General features: G+C 72.7%; 16 protein-coding genes. 3 read left to right on the top strand and 13 right to left on the bottom strand.

Translation table 11 applies throughout. The annotated features are described in order from the left end of the window. Positions 1 to 21: 21 nt before the first annotated feature. Positions 22 to 564: a bacterial proteasome activator family protein gene (locus tag ACSYGO_RS24550; RefSeq protein ID WP_426677024.1), complete on the bottom strand. Its 543-nt coding sequence runs from the start codon at positions 562 to 564 to the stop codon at positions 22 to 24. Between the two features lie 298 nt (positions 565 to 862). On the opposite strand from ACSYGO_RS24550, the gene ACSYGO_RS24545 reads away from it, so the two are divergent. Continuing rightward, positions 863 to 1,537 (top strand): hypothetical protein, encoded by a 675-nt coding sequence (locus ACSYGO_RS24545; protein ID WP_426677025.1) that lies wholly within the window; start codon positions 863 to 865, stop codon positions 1,535 to 1,537. Positions 1,538 to 1,779: 242 nt separating this feature from the next. Here the strand turns inward: ACSYGO_RS24545 and ACSYGO_RS24540 are convergent, their stop codons facing one another. The 7 genes from ACSYGO_RS24540 to pdhA all read right to left on the bottom strand — a co-directional run bounded on the left by ACSYGO_RS24540 (position 1,780) and on the right by pdhA (position 10,073). After that, a complete protein-coding gene (locus ACSYGO_RS24540; protein WP_426677026.1) occupies positions 1,780 to 2,760 on the bottom strand; it encodes an NAD(P)H-quinone oxidoreductase in 981 nt (326 codons plus the stop codon). Positions 2,761 to 2,855: 95 nt separating this feature from the next. After that, positions 2,856 to 3,962: a potassium channel family protein gene (locus ACSYGO_RS24535; protein WP_432172881.1), complete on the bottom strand. Its 1,107-nt coding sequence runs from the start codon at positions 3,960 to 3,962 to the stop codon at positions 2,856 to 2,858. 92 nt (positions 3,963 to 4,054) lie between these two features. Continuing rightward, positions 4,055 to 5,419 carry a molybdopterin molybdotransferase MoeA gene (locus ACSYGO_RS24530; protein ID WP_426677028.1) on the bottom strand — a complete coding sequence of 455 codons (1,365 nt, stop codon included), beginning with the start codon at positions 5,417 to 5,419 and terminating at the stop codon, positions 4,055 to 4,057. Continuing rightward, positions 5,416 to 6,393: a DUF6457 domain-containing protein gene (locus tag ACSYGO_RS24525; RefSeq protein WP_460387649.1), complete on the bottom strand. Its 978-nt coding sequence runs from the start codon at positions 6,391 to 6,393 to the stop codon at positions 5,416 to 5,418. The genes ACSYGO_RS24530 and ACSYGO_RS24525 overlap by 4 nt, the downstream gene beginning before the upstream one ends. 79 nt (positions 6,394 to 6,472) lie before the next feature. Continuing rightward, a complete protein-coding gene (locus ACSYGO_RS24520; protein ID WP_460389757.1) occupies positions 6,473 to 7,912 on the bottom strand; it encodes a dihydrolipoamide acetyltransferase family protein in 1,440 nt (479 codons plus the stop codon). Then, positions 7,912 to 8,916: an alpha-ketoacid dehydrogenase subunit beta gene (locus tag ACSYGO_RS24515; RefSeq protein WP_028799339.1), complete on the bottom strand. Its 1,005-nt coding sequence runs from the start codon at positions 8,914 to 8,916 to the stop codon at positions 7,912 to 7,914. Before ACSYGO_RS24515 ends, ACSYGO_RS24520 begins: the two co-directional genes overlap by 1 nt. Then, the gene (gene pdhA, locus ACSYGO_RS24510; protein ID WP_460387647.1) at positions 8,913 to 10,073 is read right to left on the bottom strand and encodes a pyruvate dehydrogenase (acetyl-transferring) E1 component subunit alpha; all 1,161 of its coding nucleotides are present in this window, start codon (positions 10,071 to 10,073) and stop codon (positions 8,913 to 8,915) included. Before pdhA ends, ACSYGO_RS24515 begins: the two co-directional genes overlap by 4 nt. Positions 10,074 to 10,247: 174 nt before the next feature. On the opposite strand from pdhA, the gene ACSYGO_RS24505 reads away from it, so the two are divergent. Next, on the top strand, positions 10,248 to 10,748 hold the full coding sequence (locus ACSYGO_RS24505; RefSeq protein ID WP_426677031.1) for an Lrp/AsnC family transcriptional regulator: 501 nt from the start codon (positions 10,248 to 10,250) through the stop codon (positions 10,746 to 10,748). 20 nt (positions 10,749 to 10,768) lie between these two features. On the opposite strand, the gene ACSYGO_RS24500 is transcribed toward ACSYGO_RS24505, so the two are convergent. Both ACSYGO_RS24500 and ACSYGO_RS24495 read right to left on the bottom strand, forming a co-directional pair. Beyond that, complete coding sequence (locus ACSYGO_RS24500; protein WP_426677032.1) at positions 10,769 to 11,359, bottom strand: TetR/AcrR family transcriptional regulator; 591 nt, start codon at positions 11,357 to 11,359, stop codon at positions 10,769 to 10,771. Then, on the bottom strand, positions 11,356 to 12,870 hold the full coding sequence (locus ACSYGO_RS24495) for a 3-hydroxyacyl-CoA dehydrogenase (protein ID WP_426677033.1): 1,515 nt from the start codon (positions 12,868 to 12,870) through the stop codon (positions 11,356 to 11,358). Before ACSYGO_RS24495 ends, ACSYGO_RS24500 begins: the two co-directional genes overlap by 4 nt. Positions 12,871 to 13,018: 148 nt before the next feature. Between ACSYGO_RS24495 and paaN the strand changes: the two genes are divergently transcribed. Beyond that, positions 13,019 to 14,710 (top strand): phenylacetic acid degradation protein PaaN, encoded by a 1,692-nt coding sequence (gene paaN / locus ACSYGO_RS24490; RefSeq protein WP_432172876.1) that lies wholly within the window; start codon positions 13,019 to 13,021, stop codon positions 14,708 to 14,710. A 7-nt stretch (positions 14,711 to 14,717) separates the two neighbouring features. Here the strand turns inward: paaN and ACSYGO_RS24485 are convergent, their stop codons facing one another. The 3 genes from ACSYGO_RS24485 to ACSYGO_RS24475 are packed head-to-tail and all read right to left on the bottom strand — an operon-like array spanning position 14,718 to position 17,871. After that, positions 14,718 to 15,596: a TrmH family RNA methyltransferase gene (locus tag ACSYGO_RS24485; protein ID WP_460387644.1), complete on the bottom strand. Its 879-nt coding sequence runs from the start codon at positions 15,594 to 15,596 to the stop codon at positions 14,718 to 14,720. Next, positions 15,593 to 16,813 (bottom strand): HTTM domain-containing protein, encoded by a 1,221-nt coding sequence (locus ACSYGO_RS24480; RefSeq protein ID WP_460387643.1) that lies wholly within the window; start codon positions 16,811 to 16,813, stop codon positions 15,593 to 15,595. Before ACSYGO_RS24480 ends, ACSYGO_RS24485 begins: the two co-directional genes overlap by 4 nt. Next, on the bottom strand, positions 16,810 to 17,871 hold the full coding sequence (locus ACSYGO_RS24475; RefSeq protein ID WP_435222655.1) for a DUF5819 family protein: 1,062 nt from the start codon (positions 17,869 to 17,871) through the stop codon (positions 16,810 to 16,812). The genes ACSYGO_RS24480 and ACSYGO_RS24475 overlap by 4 nt, the downstream gene beginning before the upstream one ends. Positions 17,872 to 17,881 lie beyond the last annotated feature (10 nt).

Here is a 17,881-nt window from a genome sequence, read left to right as displayed (position 1 = left end):
CGTCAGGGGTGGAGCCTGGGCCTACAGGTACGGTCCGCCGGAACGGCCGCCGGAGCGAGGGTCCTCGTCCCCCTCGGCACCGCCGACCCCGGGTGGGAGAGCGCGGCGCATCGACTCCAACTGGGCCCTGGCCGCCATCTGCTGCGCGAACAGCGTCGTCTGGATCCCGTGGAAGAGTCCCTCCAGCCAGCCCACCAACTGGGCCTGCGCGATCCGCAGTTCGGCGTCGCTCGGGGTCGCCTCGTCCGTGAAGGGCAGGGAGAGCCGCTCCAGTTCCTCGACGAGTTCCGGCGCCAGGCCGTCCTCCAGCTCCTTCACGGAGCTCGCGTGGATCTCCTTGAGCCGCACCCGGCTGGCCTCGTCCAGAGGTGCGGCGCGCACCTCCTCCAGCAGCTGCTTGATCATGCTGCCGATGCGCATCACCTTGGCCGGCTGTTCCACCATCTCAGTCACCGGGACCTCGCGGGAGTCCTCGTCTCCGGTGCCGCCGAGAGCCATCCCGTCCTGGCCGACGACCAGGATCTGAGGGTTCTCCGGCGACCTGTCGTTCCTCGGCATCTCCATGCCGCCATTCTCTCGCACGCCTCCACCCCATCACGGTGGTGCCCCCCGCGCAGGATGATCCACCCCGTACGCGGGCTCCGTCTTCCACCGCGCGCCGTGCGACGGTCACGGACCGTCGACGTGACCCGGCGGACACCGGTCACGCTCCGTGGAGATTGCCGCGTGCGGGCGACCACATTCCGTTCATGCACCGGCATGGACCGTCACGCTCCGTCGAGATGCCGGGCGCACCGCGTCATGTGAGGCTGATCCCGTCCGACTTCCGCGACCCGACCCGTACCGGGAGGGGGTCACCGGTGTGACTCCATGGCTTCGAACGCTGCACACGACCGGACTGCTGCTGGTCATCCTGACCGCCGCCGGCCACCACCCCTCGTATGCCGCCGCGCCCGTCCCGCACGCGCCCGGCCCGGCCCCGTACGCCGCACCCACCCCGGACGGCAGCGCCTCCGCGCCCCGGTCCGGGGACCCCACGGCGCACGCCACCGCCTCCGCCTCCGCGTCCCGGTCCGCAGACCCCGCCGCGTCCACCGGCACCCCCACGCCGCGCGCCACGAAGTCCGCCCCGAGCGCCGACTCCTCCCGCGCGGGGAGCCTGGCGGGTGAGGGACGTGTCCGCCCCGGGCGTCCGGACCCGGACCCCACGGACCCCTACGACGCCGAGGACTCGGGGGACACCGACGAGACCGGGAACACCGCGGACGAGGACACGGAGCCCACGTACGGCGACACCGACCCCGGCGCCGACACGGACCCGAGCGGCGACCCCGAGGCCGCCGTCCCGGACAACTCGGCGGCGGGCATCGCCCCCGAGCCGTCACGGAGCGACCCGGCGTCCGAGCCGCAGACCGTCGCCCACCCCGAGCCCGAGTCCGAGCCGGTGCTCGAGATCCTGCCGCTGGGCAGCGGGCTCATCCTCATCGGCCTCGGGCTCGGCCTGGCCTTCCTGGCCCTGCGGGTCCGCGTCCGCTGAGACGGGCTCCCGCGGCGGGGGTCCCGCGCGGGGTGCAACCCGTATGGCGGAACCTCGCGAGCCGGGCCCCTGCAAGGCCCGGCCGAGCGGGAGGTGACCCGAACGGCCGAGCCTTGCGGGACGAGCCCCGTGAGCGGTGCGGCCCTCGTGAGCGGCACAAGGTCTGTGGGGAGCGCGAGCCCCGGGCTCGTGTCCCGGGAGCGGTGTGAGCCCCGTGACGTGCCGCGCCCGCTGAGCGGCCTCTAGGAGGTCACGAGCAGCACCTTTCCGATGTGTCCGCTCGCCTCCAGGACCCGGTGGCCCTCCGCCGCGTCGCTCATCGGCAGCTCACGGTCGACGATCGGACGTACGTGACCGGAGTCGATCAGCGGCCACACGTGCTCCCGCACCGCAGCCACGATGGCCGCCTTCTCGCCGAGCGGACGGGCGCGCAGCGAGGTCGCGCTGATGGCGGCACGCTTGTTGAGGAGCGTGGCGATGTTCAGCTCGCCCTTGATGCCGCCCTGCATGCCGATGATCGCGAGCCGTCCGTTGGCGGCCAGGGCCCGCACGTTCCGGTCGAGGTACTTGGCACCCATGTTGTCGAGGATGACGTCGGCACCCGCGCCGTCCGTGGCCTGCTTGATCTCCTCGACGAAGTCCTGTTCGCGGTAGTTGATCAGGATGTCCGCGCCGAGCTCGGCGCAGAAGTCGAGCTTCTCCTTGCTGCCCGCCGTCACCGCGACCCTCGCGCCGACCGCCTTCGCCAGCTGGATCGCCATGGTGCCGATGCCGCTGGAACCGCCGTGCACCAGCAGGGTCTCGCCGGGGCGCAGGTGGGCCACCATGAAGACGTTCGACCAGACGGTGCAGGTCACCTCCGGCAACGCGGCGGCCTGCCGGACGTCCAGGTCCGCGGGCACGGGCAGCAGCTGCCCGGCCGGCACGGCGACCTTCTGGGCGTATCCACCGCCCCCGAGCAGCGCGCACACCTCGTCGCCGACCGCCCAGCCCGAGACGCCGGGACCGAGGGCGACGACACGGCCCGAGCATTCGAGTCCGGGGTACGGCGACGCCCCGGGCGGCGGGTCGTACAGGCCCTGCCGCTGCAGCAGATCGGCGCGGTTGACGGCGCTGGCCGCCACCTCCACCAGCACTTCTCCATCGGCGGGTACGGGGTCCGGGACCTCGTCCCACACCAGCGCCTCGGGCCCACCAGGTTCAGGAATCGTGATCGCGTACATGAGAGGGACGCTACTCCTCGGCAACGCGGCGACGCGGCTCGGTCACGGCGCGCGGCGCCGGCGGATCCGGCCGGCCGGGCCGGGGGACCGGCGGCTCAGGTCCGCGGCAGCGGCCGGATGTCGGGGGTGACCTGGGTGCCAGGGGTGGCCCGCGCGATGGTGATGAGACGGTCCGTCAACTGGAGTGCTCCGACGGCCGGATCGTCGTAGCCGAGCACCCGGTGCCCCCGTACGACACTCACCACCAGGTCGTCCGTCTCGCGTACGCCCTTGCCCACCTCGGCCTTTATGACCGGTCGTTCGACGATGTCGAGGCCGGTGCCCTGCTGGATGAGGTCCTCCATGACCATGCCCGCGGCGGGGCTGAGCACCGAGAGCCCGAGCAGTCGGCCCGCGGCGCTGGCGCTGGTGATGACCGCATCGGCGCCGGACTGCTGGAGCAGCGGCGCGTTCTCCTCCTCCCGCACCGCTGCGACGATCTTCGCGGAGCGGTTGAGCTGCCGGGCGGTCAGCGTGACCAGTACGGCGGTGTCGTCCCGCTGGGTGGCGATGATGATCTGCCGCGCCTTGTGGACCTCGGCCCGCATCAGCACATCGCTGCGCGTCGCGTCGCCGATCACTCCGGCGTAGCCGTCGGCCGTCGCCGCCTCGATCACCTTGGAACTCGGGTCGACGACCACGACCTGCTCCTTCTTCAGCCCGGTCGCACAGACGGTCTCGATGGCCGACCGCCCCTTGGTCCCGAAACCGACAACGACGGTGTGATCCCTCAAGGCCGCCCTCCAGCGGTTCAGCCGCCACTCCTCACGGGTCCGTTCCGTGAGGACTTCCAGCGTGGTGCCGACCAGGATGATCAGGAACAGCACACGCAGCGGCGTGATGACGAAGATGTTGGTGAGCCGGGCGGCGTCGCTGACCGGGGTGATGTCGCCGTATCCCGTGGTGGAGAGGGTGACGGTCGCGTAGTACAGGGCGTCCAGGAAATCGACGGAGCCGTCCGAGCTGTCGTTGTACCCGTCCCTGTCCAGCCAGACGATCACCGCCGTGGCGACCAGCAGCGCCAGCGCCATCGCCAGACGTTTGACGACCTGGCGGATCGGGCGTTCCACGACTTTCCGCGGGAGCTTCACCCGATGGGTCACGAGATGTTCGCCCGCTTGGCGGGCGATCGCGTCATGGCCCGGAAGTTTCACGTGAAACACACCCCGTTCGGTCTCATCGGAACCGCCCCCCGTCTCGGGCTCTTCGGATCTGTACGCCGCTCGCGTTCACCGGAACCGGATCCCGCCCGGAATCATGTGACGCACACGTCGATACCCGCGGTTGCCCAGGGCAGGTCCAGGAGTTCGAGCTCCTGTCCCGCCCGTGCCCCGCCCGGCGGGATCACGGCGAGGGCGTCGGACGCCGCGATGCCCCGCAGCATCGCCGGACCGTTGTAGTGCAGCGGCACGGCCCGGTCGGCACGCAGCGCCACGGGGACGAGCCGGGTGTCGTACGGGTGGCCGTGCACGGCTTCCTGGAGGGGCAGCGTGTACGGCTCGGGGGCCACGCGTCCGGCGAGGGTGCGCAGCAGGGGTTCGGCGAGCGTGAGCAGCCCCGAAACAGCGGCCAGGGGGTTGCCGGGCAGGCCGACGAGATGCTGGTCCTCCTTGGTGCGGGCCAGCAGCATCGGATGCCCGGGGCGCACCTTGACGCCGTCCACGAGCAGTTCGGCGCCGATGCGGTGCAAGGTGGGGTGCACGTGGTCGACGGGACCGGCGGCGGTGCCACCGGTGGTGACCACCAGGTCGGCCGAGGAACCGGTGATCGCCTTGTGCAGCGCCTTGGCGTCGTCGCCGAGCCGGCGCACCGCGACGACCTCGGCGCCGAGCGCCCGCAGCCACGGTGGCAGCATCGGGCCGAGCGCGTCCCTGATGCGCCCCTCCTGGGGCAGCCCCGAGGAGAGCAACTCGTCCCCGAGGACCAGGACTTCGACGCGCGGGCGGGGAACGGCGGAGAGCGTGTCGTATCCGGCGGCCGCCGCGAGGCCCAGTACGGCGGGGGTGATCACCACACCGGCCGGGAGCAACTGGTCGCCCGTGCGGCACTCCTGGCCACGCGGACGGATGTCCTGTCCGTGCACGACCTCCCGGGTCGCGAACAGCCGGCCCTTGTCGTCGATCCGCCCGTGCTCGCTGCGCATGACGGCCGTGGCGTCCTGCGGGATACGGGCCCCGGTGGCGATCCGCACCGCTTCGCCGTCGGTGAGCGCCTCCGGCTCCGCCTGTCCGGCGAGCACCCCTTCCTCCCGGACCTCCCAGGGTCCGGGTCCCGCGACCGCCCATCCGTCCATCGCGGAGGTGTCGAAGGAGGGGAGGTCCGTGAGTGCGGTGAGGGGGGCGGCGAGGACGAGGCCGAGCGAGGCGTCGAGGGGCACGGAGACGGGGGTCCGGCGCGGCAGCGAACGGGCGGCGCGTTCGGCGACGGCGCGGGCCTCGGGCCAGGGCGTGGCCTTGTGGTGCGCGTCGGACCGACGGGCCTTCGACTCGCCCTCGGGCGCGGGAGCGGGCACGGAACCGGTCCCGGCGGCCGTCCTGGTCTCCGGCTTCACCAGGGCGAGTGCCTCCTCGACGTCGAGGTCGTCCGCCTCCTGGCTGTCCGGGGTGCGGGCGGCCGTCATCCGGCGTCCGGCTTGGCGTCGGGGGTGTCCTCGTCCGCCCAACGCAGCGCCAGCGCGGCGGCCTTGCGGGCGGCCTCGGCCACCGCGTCCGGGCCGCCACCGGCCTGTGCGGCGGCGTATCCCACGAGGAAGGTGGTCAGGGGGGCGGCGGGCCTGGCCACGCCGTGCGCGGCGTCCCGGGCCAGGTCGAGCAGGGCGCCGGTGTCGACGTCCAGGTCGATGCCCAGCTCGTCCTTGACTGCGGAGATCCATTCATCCAACACGTGTCCATGCTCCCTGATGCGTGCCCGCGCGGCGGCGATGTCGTCCCAGGTGTCGCAGTCGAAGGACGCGACCGGGTCGGAGATACGGGTGAGGTCGAGCGCGGCGACGAGCCGCCGCAGCGGCAGCCCGGTGAGACCACCGTGAGCGGCGGCGAGCGCGGCCAGTTCGCGGCGCAGGGCCGACGCCCGGTAGGCGGCGACGAGCGGCTGATCACGCCCGTCGTCATCGACGAGCAGCACGCCGTCGGGCACGGCGGCCCGCACCGGGGCGGCGTCGGGGTCTCCTGAGGGCTCCGGGGCGCCCTCAGGGCGAAGTGCGTCCAGCAGCCGCCCCACCGTCCCGTCATCGAGGAACGGCAGATCGGCGGAGAGCACCAGGACGTGTTCGGAGGAGGTGTGGCTCAGCCCCGCGTCCAGCGCCGCGAGCGGTCCCCCGCCGGGCGGGTCCTCGCGGGCCCACACCACGGGACGGGCGGTGGTTCTGGGTTCGGCCACGACCACCGTCGTGGCGGCGTCGGCGCAGGCCGCCAGCACCCGGTCGAGCAGCGCCCGGCCGCCCACCCGCACTCCGGGCTTGTCCGCGCCGCCGAGCCGCCGCGCGGCGCCGCCCGCGAGCACGACGGCGTCGTACGCGGCTTCGGGACCGGGCGTGCCCGGCGGTCCGGGGGCCACCGGTGGGCCGGGGGTGCCCGGTGGCTCGTAGGCGGTCATCCCCCGAGTATGGGCGTCCGATGGATCATTGCCACCCCCGCGCACAGCATGTGGACGGGGATGGCAGACCCGAGGGGCGCTAGAGGGTCCGCAGCAGCACCGCCGGTTGTTCCACGCAGTCCGCCACGTAGCGCAGGAAGCCGCCCGCGGTGCCGCCGTCGCAGACCCGGTGGTCGAAGGTGAGCGAGAGCTGGACGACCTGCCGCACCGCGAGCTCGCCCTGGTGCACCCACGGCTTGGGGACGATCCGGCCGACCCCCAGCATGGCCGCCTCGGGGTGGTTGATGATCGGCGTGGAACCGTCGACGCCGAACACCCCGTAGTTGTTCAGGGTGAAGGTGCCGCCCGTGAGGTCCGCCGGTGTCAGGGACCCGGTCCGGGCGGCCTCCGTCAGCCGGGCGAACTCCGCGCTCAGCCCCTCCGCGTCCCGCGTGTGCGCGTCTCGGACGACGGGGACGACGAGCCCCCGCTCGGTCTGCGCGGCGAAGCCCAGGTGCACCTGGTCGAAGCGGACGACCTCGCGGGCGTCCATGTCGACGGTCGAGTTGAGCTCGGGGAAGCGCGCCAGCGCGGCCGTGCAGATCCGGGCCAGCAGCGCGAGCAGGGAGATCTTCGGGCCGCCGGCCGCGTTCATCGCGGCGCGTGCCTGCATGAGTTCCGTCGCGTCGGCGTCCACCCAGCAGGTCGCGTCGGGTATCTCGCGACGGCTGCGGGAGAGCTTGTCGGCGACGGCACCGCGGACACCCCTCAGGGGCGTGCGCAGACCCTGCGCGGAGGACGGCGCCCCCGCGGGCACCGGCGCGACGGGCAGCGCCGCCCCGCGGGCCGAGGGCGGGGTGTGCAGGATCCCCTCGGAAGTGGCGGCGGGAGACGCCGACGCCGGCAAGGGGGTCCGGGCCCGCCCGCTGCCCGCGCGCAGCACGTCCTCGACGTCCGCCCGCAGGATCAGGCCGTCGGGGCCGGAGCCCGCCAGCTCCCGCAGATCCAGCCCGTTCTCCCGGGCGAGCCTGCGGACGAGCGGGGAGATGACGGGGACGGGGCCTTCGGCATGCGGGTGCGCGGCCGGCGCCGTCCCGCGGCCTGCCGGAACGGGCGTCCCGTTGCGGTTCCCGCCCTCGGAGGGGCCGGTGGTCCGGCGAACCGGAGCCGCGCCCGTGGGCGGCCGCACCCTCCTGCGCCGCGCCGGAGGCGCTCCCGTGCCGTACCCCACCAGGACGTTGCCCGATCCCTCGTCGGCCGCGGTGTCGCCGCCGGCCTCCGTGGCGGGAGCCGGCGCGCCCACGGCGACGGTCAGCAGCGGTGCCCCGACGGGCAGTTCCGTGCCCTCCTCGCCGAAGCGGGCGGTGACCACACCCCCGTAGGGGCACGGGACCTCGACCATCGCCTTGGCGGTCTCGACCTCGACGACCGGCTGGTCGATGGCGACGACGTCACCGACCTCCACCAGCCAGCGGACGATCTCCGCCTCGGTGAGCCCCTCCCCGAGGTCGGGGAGCTTGAACTCCAGCACCTGGGCCATCAGCTCTCCGCCTCCCATTGCAGGCGCCCCACGGCGTCCAGGATCCGGTCGACGCCGGGCAGGTGGTGCCGCTCCAGCATCGGCGGCGGATACGGGATGTCGAACCCGGCGACGCGCAGCACCGGTGCCTCCAGGTGGTGGAAGCAGCGCTCGGTGACCCGCGCCGCTATCTCGCCGCCGGGGCCGCCGAAGCCGCCCGACTCGTGCACGACCACCGCGCGGCCGGTGCGGCGCACCGACGCGGCGACCGTCTCGTCGTCGAACGGCACCAGTGAGCGCAGGTCGACGACTTCGAGGTCCCAGCCCTCGGCGCGTGCGGCCTCGGCGGCTTCGAGGCAGACGGGGACGGACGGCCCGTACGTGATGAGCGTGGCGCTGCGGCCCGGGCGGCGCACCACCGCGCGGCCGATCGGCTCCACGACCGAGGGCTCGTCCGGGTTCCAGGAGTCCTTCGACCAGTAGAGCCGCTTCGGCTCCAGGAAGACGACCGGGTCGTCGGAGGCGATGGAGGCGCGCAGCAGGCCGTACGCGTCGGCGACCGTCGCGGGCGTGACGACATGGAGCCCCGGAGTCGCCATGTAGTACGCCTCGGAGGAGTCGCTGTGGTGCTCGACGCCGCCGATGCCGCCGCCGTACGGGACGCGGATGGTGATCGGCAGCGGCATGGCGCCCCGCGTGCGGTTGCGCATCCGCGCCACGTGCGAGATCAACTGCTCGAAGGCCGGGTAGGCGAACGCGTCGAACTGCATCTCGACGACCGGCCTGAGGCCGTACATGGCCATGCCGACGGCGGTGCCGAGGATGCCCGCCTCGGCGAGCGGGGTGTCCGTGCACCGGTCCTCGCCGAACTCCTTGGCGAGCCCGTCGGTGACCCGGAAGACGCCGCCGAGGGTGCCGACGTCCTCGCCCATGACGTGGACCGCCGGGTCCTCGGCCATGGCGTCACGCAGCGCGCGGCCGAGGGCCTGGGCCATGGTGGCCGGTTTCAGGGCAACGGTGGTCATCGGCCGGCTCCTTCGGGCCCGTGGTGGTGCGGACCGTCCGCCTCGGCGTCGAGTTCCGCCCTCAACTGTGCTTCCTGCTCGAGGAGCTGAGGGGTGGGCTGGGCGTAGACGTGGGCGAACAGGTCCATGGGGTCGAGCACCGGGTCCTGGTTCATGCGCTCGCGCAGGTCCGCGGCCATCGTCTCGGCGTCCTCACGCACCTCCCCCATCCCCTTGTCGTCGAGCAGGCCGCGTTCGGTCAACTCGCGTTCCAGGAGCACGATCGGGTCGTGCGCGCGCCAGGTCTCGACCTCGGCGTCGCCCCGGTAGCGGGTGGCGTCGTCCGCGTTCGTGTGGGCGTCGATGCGGTAGGTCACGGCCTCGACGAGCGTCGGCCCGCCGCCCGCGCGCGCGTGGGCGATGGCCTCGCCGAGCACCTGGTGCACCGCCACCGCGTCGTTCCCGTCGACCAGGCGGCCCGGCATCCCGTAGCCGACGGCCTTGTGGGCCAGCGACGGGGCGGCGGTCTGCTTGGCGAGCGGTACGGAGATCGCGAAGCCGTTGTTCTGCACGAGGAAGACGACCGGGGCCTGCCACACGGCGGCGAAGTTCAGCGCCTCGTGGAAGTCGCCCTCGCTGGTGCCGCCGTCGCCGACCAGGGCGAGCGCGACCACGTCGTCGCCCTTGAGGCGCGCGGCGTGCGCGAGGCCCACGGCGTGCGGCAGCTGGGTGGCGAGCGGGGTGGACAGCGGGGCGATGCGGTGCTCACGCGGGTCGTACCCGGTGTGCCAGTCACCGCGCAGGAGGGTGAGGGCCTCGACCGGGTCCAGACCGCGGGCCACGGCCGCGAGGGTGTCGCGGTAGCTGGGGAAGAGCCAGTCCTGCGCCTCCAGGACGAGCGCGGCGGCGACCTCGCAGGCCTCCTGGCCGGTGCTGGAGGGGTACACGGCGAGACGGCCCTGCTTGGTCAGGGCGGTGGCCTGTGTGTTGTAGCGGCGACCGCGCACCAGCTCCGCGTACAGCCTGCGCAGCAGGCCCGGATCGGCCTGCGCGGCTGCCTCGGTGCCGAGGACGCGGTACGGCAGCGCGTCGGGCAGCAGCGGCGCGGGGTCGGTGCGGGGCTGCCAGGCGGGCGGCGGCGTTGGCCGGTAAGCGCCTCGCTGCTCCATGACCGTCATGACGGCACCTCCTCGTGGGAGCGGCTTCGGACGCCTCACGGGTGTGACGCGCCTCACCTACCGATTGTTCGGTCGTCGGCACATTTTGGCTACAGGCGCCGCCAGGCTGTGGACAAACGGTTCTGCACAGCCTGAGATGGACGCAGTACGTCCATGGTAGGGAGGCGGGGGGACATGGCACCTGAACAAATGGCCGAGCCACCGGAGGCCGGCCCGGCCCCGCCGCCCGCCCGACCGCTCGACGCCATCGATCAGGACATCCTGCAGATGCTCCAGGCGGACGGCCGCGCGTCGATACGCTCCGTGGCCGAACGGGTCCATGTGTCGCGGGCCAACGCCTACGCACGGATCAACCGCCTCATCGAGGACGGCGTGATCCGGGGCTTCGGCGCCCGCGTCGACCACGAGCGCGCGGGGCAGGGCACATCGGCCTACATCACCCTCAAGATCGTGCAGAACTCCTGGCGCACCGTGCGCGAGCAGCTGCGGCTGCTGCCGGGGGCCTCCCACATCGCGCTGGTGGGCGGCGACTTCGATGTCCTGCTGCTGGTGCACACGCCGGACAACAGGGCGCTGCGCGAGCTGGTGCTCACCCGTCTCCAGGCCATCCCTGAGGTGCTCAGCACACGCACGCTGCTGGTGTTCGAGGAGGAGGACCTGGAGCCGGAGGGCTGAGCCCGTGGCCCCAGGGGCCCTCAGGACTCCTTGCGCAGTCCCCCGAAGACCAACTGCACGACCGCTTCGGCCACTTCGCGCTCGCCCATGCCCCGGCCGTCCGGCCGGTACCACTCCACCAGCGAGTTGATCATCCCGAAGACCAGCCGGGTCGCCAGCCGGACCTCCACGTCCGGGCGCACGTCGCCATCGGCGGCGGCCGCCTTCAGCAGTTCGGCCACCTGGTGGTCGAAGTCGCGGCGCCGCTCCAGGGCCCACCGCTCGGTGTCCGTGTTGCCGCGCACCCGCAGCAGCAGCGTCACGTACGGCAGCTCGGCCGTGAGCACCTCGACCATGCGCCGCACGACGTACTCCAGGCGCTCCACGGCACGACCCTCGCGCGCGTGCTCCTCGTCGAGGATCCCGAAGAGGCCGTCGAGGGCGCGGCTGACGGCGCGGCGCAGCAGCTCCTCCTTGCCCGCGACGTGGTGGTAGATCGAGGACTTGGAGATGCCGGCCGCCTTGGAGAGGTGCTCCATGGAGGTGCCGTCGTAGCCACGCTCGTTGAAGACCTGCACGGCGACGGAGAGCAGCGTCTCCGGCGTGTAGGTGTCGCGCTTGGCGGTGGTCATGAGGTGCCCTCCCGCTTCTCGGTGGCGTACGCGTGGCGGTAGAGCGCGAGGGACGGCGCGTAGCGCCCGGAAGGGTCCCGCTGGTGCAGGTCGTCCAGCAGGGAGCACGCCCAGCTCCGGCCGAGCCTGCGGGACCATTCGAAGGGGCCGAGCGGGTAGTTCACGCCGAGGCGCATCGCCGTGTCGATGTCCTCCTCGGTGGCCACGCCCTTGGCGACGGCGTCGTGCGCCAGGTCGACGATCCGGGCCACCGTACGGGCGACGATCATGCCGGGCACGTCCCCGATGACGCTGACGTCCTTGCCGAGCGCCTGGAAGAGGCCGACGGCCTCGGAGAGCGTCTGGGGAGCGGTGTCCTGGGAGGCGGAGAGGGCGATCCGGGTCGCCTTCCGGTAGTCGAGCGCGAGGTCGAAGTAGACGACGTCGCGGAACTCGACCGAGGTCTGGCCGTCGGCGAGGGCCAGCTGGCCGCCGCCGGGCAGTACGAGGCGGGTTCCGTGGTCCTCCTCGTCCTCGCGGACCTGTATGCCGGCCTCGCGTATCAGGTCCAGGAGCTCCGCGGCGGGGCCCAGATCGCCCTCCGCCACGACGTACGCGGGCGGCTGCGCCTTCTCCGCGGTGTGCGGCTCGGCGGGCCCGGCGCCGTCCCCGTAGTCGTACCAGCCGTGGCCGGACTTGCGGCCGAGCCGACCCGACTCGACGAGGCGCCGCTGCGCGAGCGAGGGCGTGAAGCGCACGTCCTGGAAGAAGGACTGCCACACGGAGTGGGTGACGGATTCGTTGACGTCCTGGCCGATCAGGTCGGTCAGCTCGAACGCGCCCATCCGGAACCCGCCCGACTCGCGCAGGACCGCGTCGATCGTGGCCGGGTCGGCGGCCTGCGCCTCGTGGACGGCGAAGGCCTCGGCGTAGAAGGGCCGCGCGATGCGGTTGACGATGAAGCCGGGGGTGTCCGCGCAGGCGACAGGGGTCTTCCCCCAGGCGCGGGCCGTCTCGTACGCGCGCGTGGCCGACGTGACGTCGGTGGCGAAGCCGGAGACCACCTCGACCAGGGGCAGCAGGGGAGCCGGGTTGAAGAAGTGCAGCCCGACCAGGCGGCCGGGACTGCGCAGGGCGCCGCCGATGGCCGTCACGGAGAGGGAGGAGGTGTTCGTGGCGAGCAGGCAGTCCTCGCCGACGACGTCCTCCAGCTCCCGGAACAGCTGCTGCTTCGCGTCGAGCTGCTCCAGGACGGCCTCGACGACGAGCGCGCAGTCCGCCAGCTCGGCGAGGTCGCGGGCGGGGTGCAGCCGGGCGCGCGCGGCGTCCCGCTCGGCACCGGTCAGCCGGTCCTTCTCGACGAGCCGGTCGAGCCGGGCGCCGATCGCTTCGGCGGCCGCCTCGGCCCGCCCGGGAAGCGCGTCGTGGAGCCGCACCGGATGGCCCGCTACCAGCGCGACCTGGGCGATGCCCTGGCCCATGGTGCCGGTGCCGACGACGGCCACGGGGCTGCTGAGGTCGATAGCTGTCATGTGCGCGATCCTCCCGCACGGGGTTTTCCACAGATGCGGCGGACCCCCTTGTCCCGACCGATCGTTCGGTTACTCTAACTCTGTCCGTCCATTCCTGCCCAGCTCGTGGGCTCAAAGAAGAGCTCTTGAGACGAGGAGTTGGTCCTTGATGGCCGCCGAACTCACCGCGCACCAGCTGATCGCCCAGCACCGGCCCACCCTCGACCAGACGCTGGAAGCGATCCGCACACGCGCGTACTGGTCCCCCCACCCCGAGCACCCCAAGGCGTACGGAGAGCACGGCAGCCTGGGCATGGCCGAGGGCAAGGAAGCCTTCGACGCCCTGCTCGGCACCCGCCTCGACCTCGGCCAGCCCGGCACGGACGACTGGGTGGGCGACGAGACCTCGCCGTACGGGATCGCCCTGGGCGTCACCTACCCGCACGCGGACATCGACGTCCTGCTGCCCGCCATGCGGGCCGGACAGCGGGCCTGGCGCGACGCCGGCGCGGAGATCCGCGCCGTGGTCTGCCTGGAGATCCTCAAGCGGATCAGCGACCGGACGCACGAGTTCGCGCACGCGGTCATGCACACCAGCGGCCAGGCCTTCATGATGGCGTTCCAGGCGGGCGGCCCGCACGCCCAGGACCGTGGCCTGGAGGCCGTGGCGTACGCCTATGTGGAGCAGGTCCGCACCCCCGACACCGCGGAATGGACCAAGCCCCAGGGCAAGCGCGACCCGCTCGCGCTCACCAAGCAGTTCACGGCGGTGCCGCGCGGCATCGCGCTGATGATCGGCTGCAACACCTTCCCGACGTGGAACGGCTATCCGGGCCTGTTCGCCTCCCTCGCCACGGGCAATGCGGTGCTGGTCAAGCCCCACCCGCGCGCGGTGCTGCCGCTCGCGCTCACCGTCCAGGTCGCGCGCGAGGTGCTCGCCGAGGCGGGCTTCGACCCGAACCTGGTGGCGCTGGCCGCCGAGCGCCCCGGCGAGGGCATCGCCAAGACCCTGGCCGTGCGGCCCGAGATCCGCATCATCGACTACACCGGCTCGACGGCCTTCGGCGACTGGCTGGAGAGCAACGCCCGCCAGGCGCAGGTCTACACGGAGAAGGCAGGCGTCAACACGGTCCTCGTGGAGTCGACCGACGACTACAAGGGGATGCTGTCCAACCTGGCCTTCTCCCTGTCCCTGTACAGCGGCCAGATGTGCACGACCCCGCAGAACCTGCTGATCCCCCGCGACGGCATCCGCACGGACGAGGGCCCCAAGTCCTACGACGAGGTGGTCTCCGACCTCGCGAAGTCGGTCGGCGGCCTGCTCGGCGACGACGCCCGGGCGAACGCACTGCTGGGCGCCATCGTGAACCCGGACGTGAAGGCGCGCCTGGAGGCCGCCGCCGGTCTCGGCGAGGTCGCCCTGCCCTCCAGGGAGATCAGCAACCCCGAATTCCCGAACGCGGTCGTGCGCACCCCCGTCATCGTGAAGCTCGACGGAGCCAAGCCGGACGACGAAGCCGCCTACATGAACGAGTGCTTCGGCCCCGTCTCCTTCGCCGTGGCGATGGACTCGGCCTCGGACGCCGTGGAACTGCTGCGGCGGACGATCAGGGACAAGGGCGCGATGACCGTCGGCGCGTACACCACCGACGAGGAGGTCGAGCAGGCCGTGCAGGAGGCCTGCCTGGAGGAGTGCGCCCAGCTCTCCCTGAATCTGACCGGCGGGGTCTACGTCAACCAGACGGCGGCCTTCTCCGACTTCCACGGCTCCGGCGGCAACCCCGCGGCGAACGCGGCACTGTGCGACGGCGCGTTCGTGGCCAACCGCTTCCGGGTGGTCGAGGTGCGCCGGGAGGCGTAGCAGCGGCTCAGGCGGGTGCGCCCTCGGTCGCGCTCCAGTGGAACAGCGTCATGGCCACACTGGTCGCGAGGTTGTAGCTGGAGACCTGGGGGCGCATCGGCAGGGCCACCAAGTGGTCGGCCCGGGCGCGCAGTTCGGGCGACAGACCGGTGCGCTCCGAGCCGAAGGCGAGCACGGCGTCGTCGGGAAGCTTCAGCCCGCGGATGTCCTCGCCCTCGGGATCGAGGGCGAACATCGGCCCCGGCGGCAGTTCGTCGACCGTCAGCCGCTCCACGGCGGTCGCGAAGTGCAGTCCCGCCCCACCGCGCACGACCGTGGGGTGCCAGGGGTCGAGTGTGCCCGTCGTGACCACTCCGGTCGCGCCGAAGCCCGCGGCCAGCCGGATCACCGCGCCGGCGTTGCCCAGGTTGCGGGGGTTGTCGAGGACCACCACGGGCGTGCTGCGCCCGGTGCGCGCCAGGATCTCCAGGTTGGCGGCACGGGAGGGACGTACGGCCAGCGCGGCGACCGAGGTGGGATGCGGGCGGGGCACGAGCGCCTTCAGCGTCGTCTCCGGGATCTCGGTCAGGAGCGCTTCGAGAGCGTCACGCACGTCGGGAGCGAGTTCGTCGGCCAGTTCCAGGGCCGCCCGCCGGTCGGTGGTGACGGCCACCGGGACGTCGGCCCGGAAGCGCACCGCGTGCTTGAGGGCGTGGAATCCGTCGAGCAGCACGGAACCGTCGGCGAGCCGGTGCCAGGTGCGTACGGCATCCGGTCGGCCCTCGTCGCCCGGACCGTCCGCTGCGGACGGTCCGGCGCCGGATTCCGGCCGGGCGAAGGCCCCCGACCCGTCGACGGCGTCCGCCCCGGCTGTGGTTTCCGGCGCGTCGGCGTCCCTCTCGTTCATGCCGTGAAGCCTACGTGCGTGTGCTCGTTCTGCTTTGCGGAGCGGGTCTCGGGCTCCCGGGGCCCCGGCAGCGCGGGACGGTGGCCCGGGGCCAGCACGGCACGCCCGCGAGCCGCCCATCCGCCGACGCGCCGCAGGAAGGACGTCGGCAGGAACACCGCGTCCGCCGCGATCATCGCGAGCGAGAAGAACGGCAGTCCGAGGACCACGGCGATCACGGCGTGCTCGGTCATCATCGCCGCCAGCAGGACGTTCTTGACCCGCCGGTTGAACAGCGTGAAGGGGAAGGCGACCTGCACGATGACCGTCCCGTACGTCACCAGCATCACCATCGTGCCGTGGGAGGCCATCAGGTGCGACAGGGCGGGCCAGGGCGAGAAGTAGTCCAGGTTCAGCGGGTAGTAGACCGCCGTGCCGTCCTGCCAGCGCGAGCCCTGGATCTTGTACCAGCCGGCGGTCGCGTAGATGAGGCACGCCTCGGCCATGACGACGACCAGAGCAGCGTTGTGCACGAGGTTGGCCACGACGTCCAGCAGGATGCGCGGCTCGGCGGTACGCGCCCGGGTCCCGACGGCCCACCACAGGGCCTGAATCGCCAGCAGCCCCCAGAAGATCATCAGCCAGCCCGTGCTCAGCCGGCCCGCGAACGAAGCCGCGGCCAGCGCCAGGCACATCACCCCCCACAGGGCGATGCCGACCCGGTCGAGAGCGGGGGGCTGCCCCGGCGCGCGTGTCTCCCGCGCGCGCCGTGCCTGCCGCGCGTCCAGCGACCACACCTGGCCGCAGCGCGTGAACACCAGGTAGATCGCCATCAGGTGGATGACGTTGTCGCCGCCGTCCCCCATGAAGACGCTGCGGTTCTGGAGGGACAGCACCCCGATCATGAAGAGCACGGACGTCGTGCGGGTCCGCCAGCCCACGAGCAGCAGGGCGCTGGAGAGGACGGCGAGGGCGTAGAAGGTCTCGAACCATCCCTGGCTGTCCGACCACAGCAGTGCCGAGAAGGCGCCGTTGCCCGAGACGGACTGCTGGGCGAGGTCCCAGCTCCACGGCGATTCGGGCCCGTACAGCTCCTGGCGGTGCGGGTATTCGCGCAGCAGGAACAGCAGCCAGGTGGCGGAGAAGCCGATACGGATCACGGCGCTCTGGTACGGGCCGAGCGCGGACTCGGTGACCTGGCTGATGCCACGGGAGACCGCCGGGGCGAACCGGTTCATCGGGCGCTCGCCTCCGTCAGCCCGCCCTCGCGGTCGCTGTCGGGGACGATCCACCAGGGCAACTCGCGGACGACGGGCTTGTCGGACACCTTCTCCTCGCTCCACTCGGGGGCCGGCACGTTGGTGGCGCTGGAGCGGACCTGGATGCGTTCGACGACGGCACCGGCGCCGCCCGCGTGCTCGCGGGCGAGGCGCATGACGGCGATCCGGCGCAGATAGCGCTCGGAGAGGTCGCCGCGCAGGCCCACGGGACGGTTCTTGCTGTCGTGCGTGCCGGCGTAGTAGTCCCACGCCCGGCGCAGTTCGTTCTGCTGGGTGTGGCTGGGCAGCAGATTGCCCTCGATGGCCTCGCCGTCGAGGGCGGACAGGTCGTACCAGCCGGTCTCGCGGCTGATGCCGTCCGGGGTGCGGACCAAGGCGCGGACCTGGACCGAGACGTTCTGCTGCAACGGGTTGGGAGCGAAGAGCTTCCAGTTCTGCTCGAACTCCGGGTAGATCCAGTCGTCGATCGCGCGGCCGTGCTGCTTGGTCATCGTGTTCGACGGCGCGACGTGCAGGAAGACCATGCCGAGGTGCACAAGGGTGACCACGGCGACCACGGCGAGCGCGAAGGCGGCGGCGACCTGGGAGCGGAGGGGAAGGGCGGCTATGCCCGCGGTCGGGCCGCGGGACCGCCCGGGGCCGGGGCCGCCTGAGACGGGGACGGGGGCACCGGGGCCGCCCGGGACGGGGTCACCGGGATCGCCCGGGGCACCGGGGTCATAGAGATCACCGGGACCGGGATGGCCCGGACCGGGCGCGGCACGACCGGGATCGGCGGGACGCGGACCGGCCGGGCGGGGGGCGGCGGCCGCGTACACGTCGGCGCCGCGATCGATCTCGTCGCGTGCGGTGCCTCCACCGCGCTCATCCGCGTCAGGCCCGGCATCGCCCCTCACGGCGGTACCGGCCTCCACGTGACCCCGGACGGCGGCGTCGGCCTCCGCGTCACCCCGGACAGCGGCGTCGGGCTCCCCGTCACCCCGGACAGCGGTATCGGGCTCCGCGTCGTCAGCCATGGCTCCGTCG

Source organism: Streptomyces krungchingensis (assembly GCF_054729265.1).
The sequence above is the reverse complement of the archived record's forward strand: the minus strand, read 5'-3'. Positions and strand labels throughout refer to the sequence as shown.